The organism is Pseudomonas sp. TE3911, from assembly GCF_054062775.1.
The window spans coordinates 1,004,606-1,020,276 of sequence record NZ_JBSSFP010000001.1; the positions used below are offsets into that span (position 1 = coordinate 1,004,606).

Genomic DNA, 15,671 nt, shown 5'->3' on the forward strand with positions numbered 1-15,671 from the left:
TATGTAATGGATCCGATGTGTTCCTGGTGCTGGGGCTTTGCCCCGGTGGCGCAGGCGCTGGTTGAGCAGGCCCAAGCGGCCGGTGTGGACGTGCACCTGGTGGTGGGCGGCTTGCGCACCGGCAGTGGCGCGGCGCTGGAGCCGACGACCCGACGCTACATCCTCGAACACTGGCAGGCCGTCACTGAAGCCACGGGCCAGCCGTTCAAGCGCGAAGGCGCGCTGCCCGACGGTTTTGTGTATGACACCGAGCCGGCCTGCCGAGCCATCGTCACCGCCCGTAGCCTGGCGCCGGATTGTGCCTGGAAACTGCTGGGCCTGATCCAACGTGCGTTTTATGTGGAGGGGCGCGACGTGACCCTTGCCAGCGTGCTGGTTGAGCTGGCCGAGCAGGCGGGCATCCCGCGTATCGAGTTTGCCGGTGCGTTTGACCGCGCCGAGCAGCACGCGGCCACGGCGGCGGACTTTACGTGGGTGCAGGACCTGGGTATCGCCGGTTTCCCGACGTTGTTGGCCGAGCGCAATGGTCAACTGGCATTGCTCACCAACGGCTATCAGCCGCTGACGGAACTGTCGCCATTGCTCGCCCGATGGCTGGAGCGAGCAACCTGTGCAGGATGAGCCTAAACGCATTGACCGTCTGACCTGGGCGGAAATTCGCCGCCTGGCCTTGCGTCACAAGAAATCCCTGTGGATCGCCAATGGCGTTGCCGTGCTGGCGACCTTGTGCAGTGTGCCCATCCCCTTGCTGTTGCCGTTGCTGGTGGACGAAGTGCTGCTGGGCCATGGTGATGCCGCGCTCAAGGTGATGAATCACGCATTGCCCCTGGGTTGGCAGAAGGCCGCCGGTTATATCGGCCTGATGCTGGTGGTCACCCTGGCCCTGCGTTGCGGCGCACTGGTGTTCAACGTGGTACAGGCGCGGCTGTTTGCGCGGTTGGCCAAGGACATTGTGTACCGCATTCGCGTGCGTCTGATCGAGCGGCTCAAGCGCATCTCCCTGGGCGAATACGAAAGCCTGGGCAGCGGCACGGTCACCACTCACCTGGTCACCGACCTGGATACCCTGGATAAATTCGTCGGCGAAACCCTCAGCCGCTTTCTGGTGGCGATGCTGACGCTGGTCGGTACTTCGGCGATCCTGGTATGGATGCACTGGCAACTGGCATTGCTGATCCTGCTGTTCAACCCGTTGGTGATCTACGCCACGGTACAGTTGGGCAAGCGCGTCAAACACCTCAAGAAGTTGGAAAACGACAGCACCTCACGCTTCACCCAAGCCCTGACTGAAACCCTTGACGCTATCCAGGAAGTCCGCGCCGGCAACCGCCAGGGCTTTTTCCTCGGGCGCCTGGGCCAGCGCGCCCAGGAAGTGCGTGACTACGCGATCCATTCCCAGTGGAAAACCGACGCGTCCAGCCGCGCCAGCGGGTTGCTGTTCCAGTTCGGCATCGACATCTTCCGCGCAGCGGCAATGCTCACCGTGCTGTTTTCCGACCTGTCCATCGGCCAGATGCTCGCGGTGTTCAGCTACCTGTGGTTCATGATCGGCCCGGTTGAACAATTATTGAATCTGCAATACGCCTACTACGCGGCGGGCGGGGCGCTGACGCGCATCAATGAACTGCTGGCGCGTGCCGACGAGCCGCAATACGCCGGGGGTGAAGACCCGTTTACCGGGCGTGAAACCGTCGGCATCGAAGTGCGCGGCCTGGATTTCGGTTATGGCGATGATCTGGTGCTCGATCAACTGAACCTGCAAATTGCTCCCGGCGAAAAAGTCGCGATTGTCGGCGCCAGCGGTGGCGGTAAAAGCACCCTGGTGCAACTGCTGCTCGGGCTGTACACGCCGCAGGCGGGCACTATCCGATTTGGCGGTGCAACCCAGCAGGAGATCGGCCTCGAGACTATCCGCGAGCACGTCGCGGTGGTGCTGCAACACCCGGCGCTGTTCAACGATACCGTGCGTGCCAACCTGACCATGGGCCGCGAGCGCACTGACCAGGCCTGCTGGCAGGCCCTTGAAATTGCCCAGTTGGAGGCTACGGTTAAAGCGTTGCCTCAGGGTCTGGACAGCGTAGTGGGGCGTTCCGGGGTGCGTTTTTCCGGTGGTCAGCGTCAGCGCCTGGCGATTGCGCGCATGGTGTTGGCCGAACCCAAAGTGGTGATACTCGACGAAGCGACCTCCGCCCTGGATGCCGCCACTGAATACAACCTGCATCAGGCGCTGGCGCGGTTCCTCAGCGGGCGTACTACACTGATCATCGCGCACCGTCTGTCGGCGGTAAAACAAGCCGATCGAGTCTTAGTGTTTGACGGTGGTCATATCGCTGAGGATGGCGACCATCAGCAGTTGATTGCCGATGGTGGTTTGTACGCAAAACTGTATGGGCATTTGCAACAAGTACGTTGATTTAGCCTAGGCTGTGCTATCCGAATGAGTGTTTTGCGTGCGTATCCAGCAGTGCATATGCAAGGGAATTCATGAAGCAAAAGCGGACTCTAGGAACGCCTAGGCTGTTGGGCATTGTCTGGCCCTTTATCGCCGTCGTGCTGTTCCAGGCATTATTGGGCTGCGTCAGTCTCTACATGCTCTCAGCGGTACGAGGCTATGTGGGCGGCGAGAGCTTATGGTCCAAGGGCCAGAAGGACGCCATCTATTATCTGACGCTCTATGCCGACAACCGCGACCAAGCCACCTACCTCAAATACCAGCAAGCCATCGCCGTGCCTCAGGGCGGGCACGAACTGCGCATTGCCCTGGACCGCCCCACGCCAGACTTGGAGGCCGCACGTCTGGGCATTCTCAAGGGCGGCAACCACCCGGATGACGTCAACAGCCTGATCTGGCTGTACCTCAACTTCCGACATTTCAGCTACCTGGAAAAAGCCATCGAACTGTGGACGGTAGGGGATGGCTACCTGGTTCAACTGGATGAACTGGCCCGCGAGATGCACAGCGCAATCAGGGCTGATCAAGTCAACCCTAACGATGTGCGGCAGTGGAAGGCCCATATCACGGCCATCAACGAAGGCGTGACGCCGGCTGCCAAGGCCTTCAGCGATGCTCTGGGCGAAGGCTCGCGCATGATTCTGCGGTTGCTGCTGATCACTAACCTGGCGACCGCCCTGGGCCTGATCGTGCTGGCGCTGTTGCGTACCCATAAGCTGCTGACGCAGCGTCATGCCTTCGCCGATGCCTTGCAGGCCGAGAAGGAGCGGGCGCAGATCACCCTGGAGTCAATTGGCGACGGGGTGATTACCACCGATGTAGACGGTGCAATCACCTATATGAACCCCGCCGCCGAGGCCATGACCCACTGGAACTCTGGCCAGGCTCAGGGCCTGCCCCTGGCGGCGCTGTTCAACCTGCTGGATGACGACGCTCAACCCGATGGATTTACCCTGATCGAGCACATCGTCAAGGGGCAGTTTAAGGGGGGCAGCGAGCATTCAAAAACCATCCAGCGCCTGGACGGCAGTACGGTATCCGTCACCCTGGTGGGCGCACCGATCAGAAGCGCCGGCAAAATCAGCGGTGCGGTGCTGGTGCTGCACGATATGACCCAGGAGCGCCAATACATTGCCAACCTGTCGTGGCAGGCCACGCATGACGCCTTGACCGGCCTGGCCAACCGCCGCGAATTTGAATACCGGCTGGAACAGGTCCTGCACATGGCGCAGCAACCTGAGGGCGGGCGGCATGCGTTGATGTTCCTCGACCTCGACCAGTTCAAGCTGGTCAACGACACCTGCGGCCATGCGGCGGGAGATGAGTTGCTGCGGCATATCTGCGCGCTGCTGCAATCGGACCTGCGTGAGGGCGACACCCTGGCGCGCCTGGGCGGCGACGAATTCGGCATCCTGCTGGAGAATTGCCCGGCGGCTGCGGCGGAAAAAATCGCCGAGAGCCTGCGCCACACGGTGCAGAGCCTGCATTTTGTGTGGAAGGGCCGGCCGTTCATGACCTCCGTGAGCATTGGCCTGGTGCATATCTCGCAAACCCCGACCACCTTGGAGACTTCGCTGCGCGCCGCCGATATGGCCTGTTACATGGCTAAGGAAAAAGGCCGCAACCGCGTGCAGGTTTATCACGCTGACGACTCGGAGCTGTCCCTGCGTTTTGGCGAGATGGCCTGGGTGCAGCGCCTGCACATGGCACTGGAGGAGAACCGGTTTTGCCTGTACGCACAGGAAATCTCACCGCTGGGAAATACCGATGCTGGCAACGGGCATATCGAAATCCTGCTTCGCCTGCATGATGAGGCGGGTCGAACCATCCTCCCCGACAGCTTTATCCCTGCCGCCGAGCGTTACGGTTTGATGACGTCCCTCGACCGTTGGGTGGTCGAGAACGTGTTCAAGATCATCGCCCGTTGCATGCACGAGCGTCCGGGCCGGCCTATGGCCATGTGTGCGATAAATCTGTCAGGAATCACCATTGGCGATGATGATTTTCTCGGGTTTTTACATGAGAAATTCGGCACTTACGGCATCCCGCCAGAAATGATTTGTTTTGAAATAACTGAAACCAGCGCAATAGCAAATTTAGGCAGTGCCATTCGCTTTATTAATGAACTCAAGGCCTTAGGTTGCCATTTCTCCCTGGATGACTTTTGCGCCGGGATGTCCTCGTTCGCGTATCTGAAACATTTACCTGTAGACTTCCTGAAGATCGATGGAAGTTTCGTAAAGGATATGCTGGACGACCCGATTAACCGCGCAATGGTCGAAGTGATCAATCACATCGGCCACGTCATGGGTAAGCGCACAATTGCCGAGTTTGTTGAAACACCGCACATCGAACAGGCGTTACTCGATATTGGTGTGGATTACGCTCAGGGCTACCTGATTGAACGACCGCAATTGTTTACCTTTGATAGTTTGCAGTGTCGACCTGTGCGGCCGCAGCCTCTGTTATTGAAGGCGCCCGGCACATTCCGCTGAAACATTTGCTGGTCTGTAAATCACACTTAAAAAGGAGCCTTAACAGTGATCGACACCTTCAACAGAACCGGCCCGCTTATGGAAGCCTCAAGCTACCCCGTCTGGGCTCAGCAATTGATCCAGGACTGTAGCGAGAGCAAGCGCCGAGTTGTCGAGCACGAACTGTACCAACGCATGCGTGACAACACGCTCAGCGCCAAGACCATGCGTCACTACCTCATTGGTGGCTGGCCTGTGGTGGAACAGTTTGCCTTGTACATGGCACAGAACCTCACCAAGACCAAATTTGCGCGCCATCCAGGAGAGGACATGGCGCGACGTTGGCTGATGCGCAATATCCGCGTGGAGCTGAACCACGCCGACTATTGGGTGCATTGGGCCCGCGCCCACGGAGTCAGCCTCGAAGAGCTGCAGGCCCAGAATGTACCGCCGGAGCTGCATGCGCTGAGTCATTGGTGCTGGCACACCAGCTCATCCGATTCGTTGATCGTGGCCGTGGCTGCGACTAACTATGCCATCGAGGGGGCGACTGGGGAGTGGTCGGCCGTGGTCTGTTCCACCGGCGTGTACGCGGCGGCTTTCCCCGAGGAAGACCGCAAGCGTGCGATGAAGTGGCTGAAGATGCACGCCCAGTACGACGACGCTCACCCTTGGGAAGCCCTGGAAATCATCTGCACCCTGGCCGGCATGAACCCGACCAAGGCGTTGCAGGCAGAGCTGCGCCAGGCCGTGTGCAAGAGCTATGACTACATGTACCTGTTCCTGGAAAGCTGCATGCGCTTGGAAAAAGACAAGCCAGCCACCGCCGTGCGTGAACGCCCGCTGCGCGTCGCCAGCGAAGCTTGATGTAACGCGATGGCGGGGTTCTACCCCGCCATTGCCAAGCGGTTACGGCCTTCGCGCTTGGCCACGTACAACGCGTTGTCGGCCCGGCGCAACAGGCTTTCGACCGACTCGGCGGCCAGCAAGGTCGAACAACCGAGGCTTACCGTCAATTCGATCCGCTTTCCATCCGCCCAGTAATCCTGAGCCTGTGCTGCCTGCCGCAGCCGCTCGCCCACCATCGCCGCCGCATCCCGGCCGGTGTTGGAGAGCAGGATCAGAAACTCCTCCCCGCCAAACCGAAACACCATGTCTACGTTACGCAACTGGGCCTTGATGGCCGCTGCGACGGTGCGCAGTACGGTATCGCCGGCCGCGTGACCGTGGGTGTCGTTGATTACCTTGAAGTGGTCGATGTCCAGCATCAGCAAGGACAATGGGTGCAGGTGCCGGCGCGCCATGTCTATTTCCCGTTGCAGAGTCTGGTCCATGGCAATGCGATTGCCCGTCTCGGTCAGGGGGTCACGCAGCGCGCTACGGGTCGCGGCGCGATATAGCAGGGCATTGCGCATCGGGTAGAGCAGGGTGGCCAGCAGTGACTCAAGCTGACCGAGTTCGTCTTCGGCGAGGCGTTGGTTGCGACGGAAGATCAGCTCACCCAAGTGTTCGCCTTCATGGCTGAGGCTGTAATTCACCGAGTGGTGGCCGCGCTGGCCGAACTCCAGCCGCAGATCACTGGCCTGATGGCGATAGTGCAGGGCATCAAGGGGCACCAAGCGCTGGATCTCACGGAAGAACAACCCGAGGATGCGATCCGGCTCCAGGCTGGTCTGCAATTGCATTCCCAGTTGCTGGCGAAGTTGCGCGACGGTCGTCGGGCGGCGAGGCAGGAGCGATGGCTGGCCAAATCCCAGGCGTTGCAATTTGGCACTGTCGAAGTCAATTGCGTTGGTCTGGGTAGGTGTTTTCATAAGCGATCGGCCTCTAAGCTCTTAGCTGTCTTACAGGCTCGATGAGAGTGGCGAGTGCCAAGCGTCTAACTGTTCCTTCAGTTCCGTAAAACATTGGGAACAGTTTAGACCGCTTTGCAAAGCGTTATAACCCTTGGGTGCCCCCGCACGTCATGTCATCGCTTAGCCTGCTTGAACGTGGTTAGAGCGAGATTCATGCCATTTCGTTTACTTTAAAAATAATCCTTATAAATCAACGGTATTTTTTCACGCAGCAAAAGGCCATCGGCGCATGACGTCAGTTATTTGGCTGATTGAACCAAAGTGGTGTGGTCAATCTGGTCAATTGACGTGACGCCAGTGAGTGTCATCGCCACGCGCATTTCCTTGGCAAAGATGTCCAGCAGGTTCTCCACGCCATGCTGCCCGTCGGCGGCCAACGCGTAGGCGGTGGCACGCCCCAGCAGACAGGCCTTGGCACCTAGGGCCAGCATGCGCACCACGTCGAGCCCGGAGCGGATGCCGGAGTCCACCAGCACCGTCAGCTCATCGCCCACGGCTTCGGCAATCGGTGGCAACGCTTTGGCGGTGGACAACACGCCGTCCAACTGGCGGCCGCCATGGTTGGAGACCACGATGGCATCGGCGCCAAAACTCACGGCGTCCTTAGCGTCCTGGGGGTCGAGGATGCCCTTGATGATCATCGGGCCTTTCCAGAACTCGCGGATCCACTCCAGGTCTTTCCAACTGATGGACGGGTCGAAATTGTTCGCCAGCCAGCCGATGTAGTCTTCCAGGTGGGTAGGCTTGCCGAGGTATTTGGAGATATTGCCCAGGTCGTGTGGACGGCCCATCAAACCCACGTCGAAGGCCCATTGCGGCTTTGTGACCGCCTGCAGCATGCGCCGTTGCGCCGCAAACGGCCCGGACATGCCCGAGTGGGCATCACGGTAGCGTGCGCCCGGCGTGGGCATGTCGACGGTGAACACCAGCGTGGTGACGCCGGCCGCCTGGGCGCGCTCCAGCGCATTACGCATAAATCCGCGGTCCTTGAGCACGTAGAGCTGGAACCAGATCGACTGCGAGCTCTGGGAGGCCACTTCTTCGATCGGGCACACCGACACCGTCGACAAACAGAACGGAATACCCTTGTTGGCCGCCGCCTTCGCCGCCTGCACTTCGCCGCGCCGCGCGTACATGCCGGTCAGGCCCACGGGGCTGAGGATCACCGGCATGTCCAGTTCCTGGCCGAATAGCGTGGTCTTGAGGCTCAGGTTGTCGACATTGCGCAGGATGCGCTGGCGCAGGCTGATCTCGGCCAGGTCCGAACTGTTCGCGCGCATCGTGTGCTCGGCGTAAGCGCCGCCGTCGATGTAGTCGAACAGGAAGCGCGGGAGCTTGCGCTTGGCGGCAGCGCGGTAGTCAGAGGCGGACGAAATGATCATGCACGGAATCTCGGCAAGGCAAGGTGCCTCCAAGATAGGCAAACTTCTGTCATGATAAAAACAACTTTTATCGCTAGTAGTCAGTCGAAAAAGGAATACTGATGAACCTGAGAACACTGCGTGCCTTTGTCGAAGTGGTTCGCCAAGGCGGTTTCTCTCAAGCCGCTGAAGTGGTGTCCCTGACCCAGTCGAGTGTGAGCAAGGCGATCAAAACCCTGGAGGACGAACTGGGCATGCCACTGCTCAACCGCCTTGGCCATCGCAATGAACTCACCGCCGCTGGCGAAATCGCCTACAGCCGCGCCCTGGTTTTGCTGGCCGAACACAACGATCTGGTCGCTGAGATCAATGACTTGCGTGGTCTCAAACGCGGTGTATTGCGCATCGGCCTGCCGCCGGTGGGCTGTGGCGTGTTGTTTGCGACGATGTTTGCCACCTATCGCACACGCTACCCCGACATCGACATCGAACTGACCGAGTACGGCAGTAAACGACTGCGTGAATGCCTGGAAGCAGGTGAGGTCGACCTGGCGGCCCTCTTGCTGCCCATAGACGAAGGTTTCGACTACCAACCCGTGCGTAACGAACCGCTGATGGCCGTCCTGCCGATCAGCCACCCCCTGGCCCAGCGCAAACGAATCGACTTCACCGACCTGGCAGATTCGCCGTTTATCCTGTTCGAAGCCGGCTTCGCCCTCAACGCCAAAATCCTCGCCGCGTGCGAGCGCAAAGGCGTGCAACCGCGTGTGGCAGCGCGCAGCGCCCAGATCGACTTTATCGTCGACTTGGTATCCGCCGGCCTCGGCGCGGCCTTCCTGCCGCGCATGCTCGCGCACAAGCACCAACACCCCGGCATCGCCCTGATCCCCCTGGACGAACCTCATACCGACTGGCACATCGCCCTGGCTTGGCGCGCCAGCGCCCACTTGCCACCCGCCGCTCGGGCCTGGTTGGAATTGGCCAAGGAGTCACAGCTTTCAACCGGCCATCCGGATTAATCGCCCAAAATGTCATGGAAAGCTTGACTTCTCCTTTTCAATCAGTAACATACGGCGCATTCCGCGATAGCTCAGTTGGTAGAGCAAATGACTGTTAATCATTGGGTCCCTGGTTCGAGTCCAGGTCGTGGAGCCAGATAGAGAAAGCCTGCAGAGATGCAGGCTTTTTTTTTGCGTTGAATTTGGTAAGGCCCTGTGTGCCCGCCGACAAAGAAAGGCCCGCTGCGAGCAATCGCGCGGGCCTTCTGTGTTTTTAACTGCCCCGTAAAGCAGGATCTCGTCGATTGTTGCGCCGTTGCACCGTGCAGGTCGCGCAATCTGTGCCTATGCTGGCTTCGTTAGTATCAAAATATTCCAAAGATCTTCTCTGCAGTGTGCGTATGGGTCCCTGAAGGCAGCTACATCGAAAGGCACAACGGAACGTGTGGGCAAAACGGCTGGTGAATAGCGCAGTGATTGAGCTTCCTTCGAATAGGGAAACAGGTCTGTGTCGGCAAAAAAAATCCTTTGTGTTATCGGGACGCGTCCCGAGGCCATCAAAATGGCCCCGGTCATTCTGGCCTTGAAAAAAGAGCGTTGGGCCGATGTGCGGGTCGTTGCCACAGCGCAGCATCGTCATTTGCTCGATCAGCTCCTGCGTTTTTTCGGGATCGAGCCCGATATTGACTTGAACATCATGCGGCCAAGTCAAACCCTCGCCACTCTGACCGCCCAGTTATTGCTCGACATGGATACGGTCCTGCTGGAACAGCAGCCCGATGTCGTGCTGGTGCAAGGCGATACCACGACGGTGATGGCCTGCGCCTTGGCATGCTTTTATCAGCGTATACCGCTGGGCCATGTTGAAGCCGGCCTGCGCACCTGGGACAAGCAATCGCCCTTTCCCGAAGAAGCCAACCGGGTCATTACCGGTGAGTTGGCGCGTTGGCACTTCGCACCGACTCAAGGTGCCCGGCAAAACCTGCTGAAAGAGGGCGTCTGCAGCGCGGACATTTTTGTCACCGGCAATACCGTGATTGATGCGCTGCTCGCGACGGCCACCCTGGCTCCGCAACTGGGCCTTGAGCTTGACCCGAGCAAGCGCCTGGTGCTGGTGACGGCTCACCGTAGAGAGCATTTTGGCGAACCTTTTCGCAGCATCTGCCGAGCGTTGCGAACCCTGGCAGAGAACAACCCGCAGGTTCAGTTTCTGTATCCCGTGCATCCGAATCCGAATATCCAGGAAGTCGCCCAGGCGTCCTTGGCGGGTATTGCGAACTTCAGATTGTGCGCGCCATTGGATTACGCGGCGTTCGTGGCTGCCATGAAAGCGGCGTATTTCATCCTGACCGATTCGGGAGGCGTCCAGGAGGAAGCGCCTGCGTTGGGTAAGCCGGTGCTGGTCATGCGTGATGAAACCGAGCGGCCGGAAGCAGTGGAGCAGGGCGGGGTAAAACTGGTGGGCGCGAACTGTGAGCGCATCGTTGAAGAGGCGCAGCGCCTACTGGACGATGAGTCCGCCTATCGCGCCATGGCACGTGGTTTCTCGCCCTATGGCGATGGGCAGGCGGCCGGGCGCATTGTCAGCGTTCTACGCGAGCACTTTTCGTGAAGCGTCTGGTCTTCCTCTCGCCGTTACCCTGGGACAGTTTCGCCCAGCGGCCGCACAAGTTTGTCGAATGGGTTCACCGCCGCACGGGCGCGCAGGTGCTGTGGGTAGACCCTTATCCCACGCGACTTCCCCGGTGGAGCGATCTCAGGCGCTCATCGGTAGCCCCAACTACGCACCAGCCTGCCGGCATGCCGTCGTGGCTTAGCGTGATCAACCCCGGCGGTTTGCCCATCGAGCCGCTGCCAGGCGTCGGTTGGGTGAATCAGTTTTTGTGGCGAAACACGCTGAAGCAGATCGATGCATTCATCCACGACGTCCCTGCATTGCTTGTCATCGGCAAGCCCTCAGCGCTTGCGCACTTGCTGTTGCGGCGGCTTCCTCATTGCGCGTCTTTGTACGACGCCATGGATGACTTCCCGGCGTTTTATACCGGCCTGTCCCAGTCTGCGTTGGCGCGCTGTGAGCGGTTGATCGCTCAACGCGTGGACGTTATTTGGGCGTCCAGTTCCGGCCTCGATGCGCAGTGGAGGCGTTATCGACGTGAGGTACAACGGGTGTTCAACGGGCTCGACCTGTCGGCGATTTCCGCCGTGCAACCCGCCCCGGTCGCGTCGGCACGCAAAGTGTTCGGCTACGTCGGCACGATGGCGGCCTGGTTTGACTGGGACTGGGTCGCCGCGTTGGCCAAGGCCCGGCCGAACGATGAAATTCGTTTGATCGGGCCGGTCTTCGGGTCGCTGGGCGCTCGACTGCCGCCCAACGTGGTGGTGTTGCCCGCCTGTGACCATGGGGCCGCGCTGAGTGCTATGGCCGAGTTTGATGTGGGGTTGATTCCGTTCAAGCAGAACGCGCTGACTGCAGCCGTCGACCCTATCAAATACTACGAATACCGAGCTTTGGCGTTGCCGGTGATCTCGACTGATTTCGGCGAGATGCATGAGCGTGGTGACCTGCCGGGGGTTTTTATCAGCCACTCGCTGACTGATCTTGCTGCGTTGGCTGAGGCCGCTTTGCAGTGTGAACGCGATACCGATGAAGCCTGTGCCTTTGCACGGCAACACTCATGGGAGGCGCGTTTTGATGCCGCCAAGCTTTATTCATAACTGTGATGTGATCGTAGTTAACTACAACGCTGGCAAGCTGATCGGCGACTGCGTCGCGTCGGCGCTGAAGGAAGGCGCCTTGCGTGTGATCGTGGTGGACAACGGTTCGAGCGATGGGAGCCTGGCGCACTTGAAGGCGTATGAGGCCGATGCCCGCGTAAGCATCATCAGGAACAACCACAACAGTGGTTTTGCCGCGGCCTGCAATACCGGCGCGGGCGTTTGCGATGCGGGTACGTTGTTATTTCTGAACCCCGATTGCGTGCTGATGCCGGGGGCGCTAGGGCACATGATGGACGTGCTGCACAGCGATCCTGCCACGGGCATGGTGGGTGGGTTCCTGTGCAACCCCGACGGGTCCGAACAGCCGGGCGGACGACGGGTGTTCCCCACGCCAAGGCGTGCATTCGTACGGGCGTTTGGGTTGTCCCGCCTGGACTGGCTGTTTCCTTCTTTATGCTCGGACTTCTTGTTGCATCGCGAGCCACTGCCCGACGAACCGGTCGCCGTGGAAGCTATTTCTGGCGCCTGCATGCTGGTCAAACGTGAGGCCCTCGTCGATGTAGGCCTGTGGGACGAAGGCTATTTTCTGCACTGCGAAGACCTGGATTGGTGCATGCGTTTCCGATTGAAACAGTGGCGCGTGGTGTTCGTGCCCCAGGCGCGCGTCATGCACTGGCGGGGTGCGTGCAGCCGGAGCCGGCCATTCTTTGTCGAATGGCACAAACACCGTGGCATGGTGCGTTTCTACGAGACGTATTTCAGGGCGCAGTATCCCAAGGTGCTGTGGTGGTGGGTGGTGATGGGGGTGTGGCTGCGCTTCGGCATGGTCTCAACCTACTATGGCGTCAAGTTGATGCTGGCTCGACTGGGCGTTGGGCGTGCCTGAGGTCACGGTGGGGGTGCTGGGGGCCAGCAGCTTGGTGGGGCGTTATGTACTGGCGTTGCTTGCGCGCGAACACTGCAAGGTCGTCGCGTTTTCCCGGCAGGAACAGCACGGTACGGAGAGTGGCACGATTCGTTGGCAACGTTTAGCCGAACTGGCGAAACCTGAGCCTGTGCAGACTATTTCGTTGTGGATCTGTGTGGCGCCGATCTGGGTGCTGCCGCAGTATTTTGCGCTACTGCAGGCCTGCGGTGCGCGCAAAGTCATCGCTCTGTCTTCCACCAGTTGCTTTACCAAAAGCCACTCCGATGACCTGCACGAGCAGCACCTGGCCAGCCAGTTGCGCGACGCCGAGGTCCGCGTTGAAGATTGGGCGCTGCATCACCAGGTCCACTGGGGCATCCTGCGGCCTACGTTGATCTACGGCGACGGGCGCGACAAAAACATCGCGGAGATTGCCCGGTTTATCCGCCGGTTCGGTTTTTTTCCGGTGTTTGGCCGTGCGATGGGGCTGCGCCAACCCGTGCACGCCGAGGATGTGGCGATGGCTTGTGTGCGTGCAGTGCAGGCGCCCCACGTGTGCCGTCACGCTTATAACCTTTCAGGCGGGGAAACACTGGCGTACCGGGACATGGTGAGCCGAGTGTTCAGCGCCCTGAACCGGCGCCCGCGTTTGCTCACGGTGCCGCTTTGGGTATTCAGGATTGCCGTGCCGCTGCTGCGCTGCCTTCCGCGCTATCGTAAGTGGTCGGCGGCGATGGCGCAGCGCATGAACCAGGATTTGGTCTTCGATCATGGGGATGCAGCGCGGGACCTTGGCTTTGTGCCCAGGACGTTTTTGCTGTCGGAACAGGAACTGCGTTAGTCACTCATGCTCATGGGGCACCCACGGGCCCCACTTCGCTTCGTAAAGCGCCTTGTTGCGTTCAAACAGCGCCAGACGCTCGCCTTGGTGCATGAGTTTGAACGACGCCGACAGGTGATGATGGATGAACACATCACGCGCGCAGGCGCTCACCAATCCGGCTTGCTCGACCCGTCGGCAGTAGTCGTCATCCTCGAAGAATCCCCGTCCATACGCCTCATCCAGCGGGCCGATGCGTGTGTAGGTACTGCGCGGCATCATCACGCAGAAAAACGCCAGGGTCGGCAGCCGGACAACTTCGCCCAGGTGCCGGCAGGTATAGCGCCGAGCCGCCTGCGGCATGTCCACGAGGCTGGCGTAGTCAATGTCGACCTTGGCCTGATTGCCGATGTTATTGGTCACCGGGCCGATCAGGCCGAGTTCGGGGTGGCGTTGCAAATGCCGCTGCAATGTACTTGCCCACCCCGACGTCACCTGCGTGTCGTTGTTGAGCAGCGCGAGGTAATCGCCGTTGGCAACCGCTAAACCCTGATTGTTTGCGGCAGCGAAGCCACGGTTGTCGGTGTTGAGTATGAGTGTCTGCCCGCTCCCGGCAGCCCACTCGGTGAGAAATTCGGCGCTGCCATCATTGGAGGCGTTATCCACCACGATGATCTCCAGCGCGGGGGATTCGCGGTTGCGCTCCAGGCTGTCCAGGCAGGCGCGGGTCAGCGCCAGGTTGTTGTAGGTCACCACGATGACGCTGGTCCGTGGGGCGTGTTCGCTGTGTTCGGCCAGGGTTATGAGCGTATCGGCACGGTGTGCCCAGGTTTGTTGGGCGGCGAACGCCTGCCGTTGGGCAATCTGTTCAATGGTTGACGGCACCAGCGCTTGGGCAATGGCCGCAATAAACCCTGGCGTATCCCGCGCGACCTGCACTTGTTCGCCGAATTGCTGCATTTCTGGCAGATCCACCGTAACCACTGGTTTGCCGGCGCTCAGGTACTCATAGACTTTGACCGGGTTGGTGGCGAGTGTCAGCGGCGTCACCTTGAACGGCACGATGCACAGGTCTAAACCGTGCAGGTAATAGGGCAGTTCGGTATAGGGCACTTCACCGATAAATTCGACGTTCGGGCAGCCGCGCAATCGGGCACGAACCCCTACTGTATCGGCGCCGATCAGTAGCACGACATGCTGGGGAAAGGCCTTGGCGATCTGGACCACCAACGCGTGGTCGAACCAGTCGGCGATGGCGCCGTAATAACCAATCACCGAGCGTTGCAAGCGATCACGGTAGATCGACGCCGGCACGCTGGAGAACTGGCTGAAATCTGCGGCATTGCGCAGGACGGCGCTGGGCCTGTTGGCTTGGACCGGCCATTGCTGGGCCAGCCAGTCGGAGGTGAACAGTCGGATGTCGGCGTCCCGGACCAGTCGCTGCTCAAGGAGCAGGATGTCCGCTGCGTTGTCGCCGAAGCCTTGATGATGGTCCATGCAGTCGTAGATCAATCGGCTATCGGGTAACTCAGCGGCGACGTCGCACCAGAACGGGTGTTGCACCAATGAAATCACCCGTGCGCAGCCGGCCCAAAGCAGCACCTCGCCGATGCTGCTGCACAGCTGTTGAACCTGCGCGGTGCTCGGGGCCGCGGCGTAGATCAGCGGCGCGCCACGCGTGAACAAGTGGACCTGGAACAACCGGTGCTCTTGGTCCAGCGCCTCAAGCTCAAAGCCGGCGTGGCTGGCATCTATCAGTGACGTCGAAACGTAAATAACCCGCCGTCCCGTGGCGACCAGCGCGAGGGCCAGTTGTTGAGGGCGTTGGTGCCGGAAGTCCCAGTCGATAGCGCCCCAGATAATGTAGTCCGCCAGCCCGGCCTGCGGTGGCTGCGGGGCTGGCGAAGGGCTGACGAAACCCTGCCCGGGGTTCAGGGCGCTGCGCAGCGCGCGAACTGCTCTGAGCACTGCCCTTCGGTAAAAGGCCGCGAGCAGTTTTTTCATACTGGCCGGAAGCGGCAGCCGGTGGTAGGCCACGCGCCAGCGGTTCCAGCGTGAAGGACGCCGATCGGTCAGCATAGGGGC

Annotated in this window: 12 protein-coding genes and 1 tRNA gene; 10 read left to right on the forward strand and 3 right to left on the reverse strand. The window is 60.1% G+C overall.

The annotated features are described in order from the left end of the window. Nucleotides 1-15: 15 nt before the first annotated feature. The 4 genes from ACVWXD_RS04590 (at nt 16) to ACVWXD_RS04605 (ending at nt 5,793) form a co-directional block, all read left to right on the forward strand. Nucleotides 16-621: a DsbA family protein gene (locus ACVWXD_RS04590; RefSeq protein ID WP_179180049.1), complete on the forward strand. Its 606-nt coding sequence runs from the start codon at nt 16-18 to the stop codon at nt 619-621. Then, nucleotides 611-2,413: an ABC transporter ATP-binding protein gene (locus ACVWXD_RS04595; protein WP_457370717.1), complete on the forward strand. Its 1,803-nt coding sequence runs from the start codon at nt 611-613 to the stop codon at nt 2,411-2,413. The genes ACVWXD_RS04590 and ACVWXD_RS04595 overlap by 11 nt, the downstream gene beginning before the upstream one ends. A gap of 71 nt (nt 2,414-2,484) precedes the next feature. Then, the gene (locus ACVWXD_RS04600) at nt 2,485-4,947 is read left to right on the forward strand and encodes an EAL domain-containing protein (RefSeq protein ID WP_095185487.1); all 2,463 of its coding nucleotides are present in this window, start codon (nt 2,485-2,487) and stop codon (nt 4,945-4,947) included. 78 nt (nt 4,948-5,025) lie between these two features. Continuing rightward, complete coding sequence (locus ACVWXD_RS04605) at nt 5,026-5,793, forward strand: TenA family transcriptional regulator (RefSeq protein ID WP_185160056.1); 768 nt, start codon at nt 5,026-5,028, stop codon at nt 5,791-5,793. 20 nt (nt 5,794-5,813) lie between these two features. Here ACVWXD_RS04605 and ACVWXD_RS04610 read toward each other — a convergent pair whose 3' ends face one another. Beyond that, entirely contained in the window at nt 5,814-6,740 is a 927-nt protein-coding gene (locus ACVWXD_RS04610) for a GGDEF domain-containing protein (RefSeq protein WP_032885934.1), read from the reverse strand. Nucleotides 6,741-7,021: 281 nt separating this feature from the next. Continuing rightward, nucleotides 7,022-8,164 carry an FMN-dependent L-lactate dehydrogenase LldD gene (gene lldD / locus ACVWXD_RS04615; RefSeq protein WP_032885933.1) on the reverse strand — a complete coding sequence of 381 codons (1,143 nt, stop codon included), beginning with the start codon at nt 8,162-8,164 and terminating at the stop codon, nt 7,022-7,024. Nucleotides 8,165-8,265: 101 nt separating this feature from the next. Here lldD and ACVWXD_RS04620 point away from each other — a divergent pair, with 101 nt between their 5' ends. From ACVWXD_RS04620 to ACVWXD_RS04645, 6 genes are all read left to right on the forward strand, one after another. After that, on the forward strand, nt 8,266-9,162 hold the full coding sequence (locus ACVWXD_RS04620) for a LysR family transcriptional regulator (RefSeq protein ID WP_457370718.1): 897 nt from the start codon (nt 8,266-8,268) through the stop codon (nt 9,160-9,162). A 60-nt stretch (nt 9,163-9,222) separates the two neighbouring features. Beyond that, nucleotides 9,223-9,298 (forward strand) — tRNA-Asn (locus tag ACVWXD_RS04625). 351 nt (nt 9,299-9,649) lie between these two features. Then, on the forward strand, nt 9,650-10,753 hold the full coding sequence (gene wecB / locus ACVWXD_RS04630) for a non-hydrolyzing UDP-N-acetylglucosamine 2-epimerase (RefSeq protein ID WP_256583497.1): 1,104 nt from the start codon (nt 9,650-9,652) through the stop codon (nt 10,751-10,753). Further along, nucleotides 10,750-11,856 carry a glycosyltransferase family protein gene (locus ACVWXD_RS04635; protein WP_241150291.1) on the forward strand — a complete coding sequence of 369 codons (1,107 nt, stop codon included), beginning with the start codon at nt 10,750-10,752 and terminating at the stop codon, nt 11,854-11,856. The genes wecB and ACVWXD_RS04635 overlap by 4 nt, the downstream gene beginning before the upstream one ends. After that, nucleotides 11,834-12,745, forward strand: a complete 912-nt coding sequence (locus ACVWXD_RS04640; protein ID WP_095185491.1) for a glycosyltransferase family 2 protein — start codon at nt 11,834-11,836, stop codon at nt 12,743-12,745. Before ACVWXD_RS04635 ends, ACVWXD_RS04640 begins: the two co-directional genes overlap by 23 nt. Beyond that, complete coding sequence (locus ACVWXD_RS04645) at nt 12,738-13,607, forward strand: NAD-dependent epimerase/dehydratase family protein (RefSeq protein ID WP_122754115.1); 870 nt, start codon at nt 12,738-12,740, stop codon at nt 13,605-13,607. Before ACVWXD_RS04640 ends, ACVWXD_RS04645 begins: the two co-directional genes overlap by 8 nt. Here the strand turns inward: ACVWXD_RS04645 and ACVWXD_RS04650 are convergent, their stop codons facing one another. Next, nucleotides 13,608-15,665 carry a glycosyltransferase gene (locus ACVWXD_RS04650; RefSeq protein WP_457370719.1) on the reverse strand — a complete coding sequence of 686 codons (2,058 nt, stop codon included), beginning with the start codon at nt 15,663-15,665 and terminating at the stop codon, nt 13,608-13,610. Nucleotides 15,666-15,671 lie beyond the last annotated feature (6 nt).

Bases quoted from the DNA above. Each gene is read 5' to 3' on its own strand.
- ACVWXD_RS04590 (WP_179180049.1), top strand. From the start codon at position 16: ATGTGTTCCTGGTGCTGGGGCTTTGCCCCGGTGGCGCAGGCGCTGGTT.
- ACVWXD_RS04600 (WP_095185487.1), top strand. From the start codon at position 2,485: ATGAAGCAAAAGCGGACTCTAGGAACGCCTAGGCTGTTGGGCATTGTC.
- ACVWXD_RS04605 (WP_185160056.1), top strand. From the start codon at position 5,026: ATGGAAGCCTCAAGCTACCCCGTCTGGGCTCAGCAATTGATCCAGGAC.
- ACVWXD_RS04610 (WP_032885934.1), bottom strand. From the start codon at position 6,740: ATGAAAACACCTACCCAGACCAACGCAATTGACTTCGACAGTGCCAAA.
- lldD (WP_032885933.1), bottom strand. From the start codon at position 8,164: ATGATCATTTCGTCCGCCTCTGACTACCGCGCTGCCGCCAAGCGCAAG.
- ACVWXD_RS04620 (WP_457370718.1), top strand. From the start codon at position 8,266: ATGAACCTGAGAACACTGCGTGCCTTTGTCGAAGTGGTTCGCCAAGGC.
- ACVWXD_RS04640 (WP_095185491.1), top strand. From the start codon at position 11,834: ATGCCGCCAAGCTTTATTCATAACTGTGATGTGATCGTAGTTAACTAC.
- ACVWXD_RS04650 (WP_457370719.1), bottom strand. From the start codon at position 15,665: ATGCTGACCGATCGGCGTCCTTCACGCTGGAACCGCTGGCGCGTGGCC.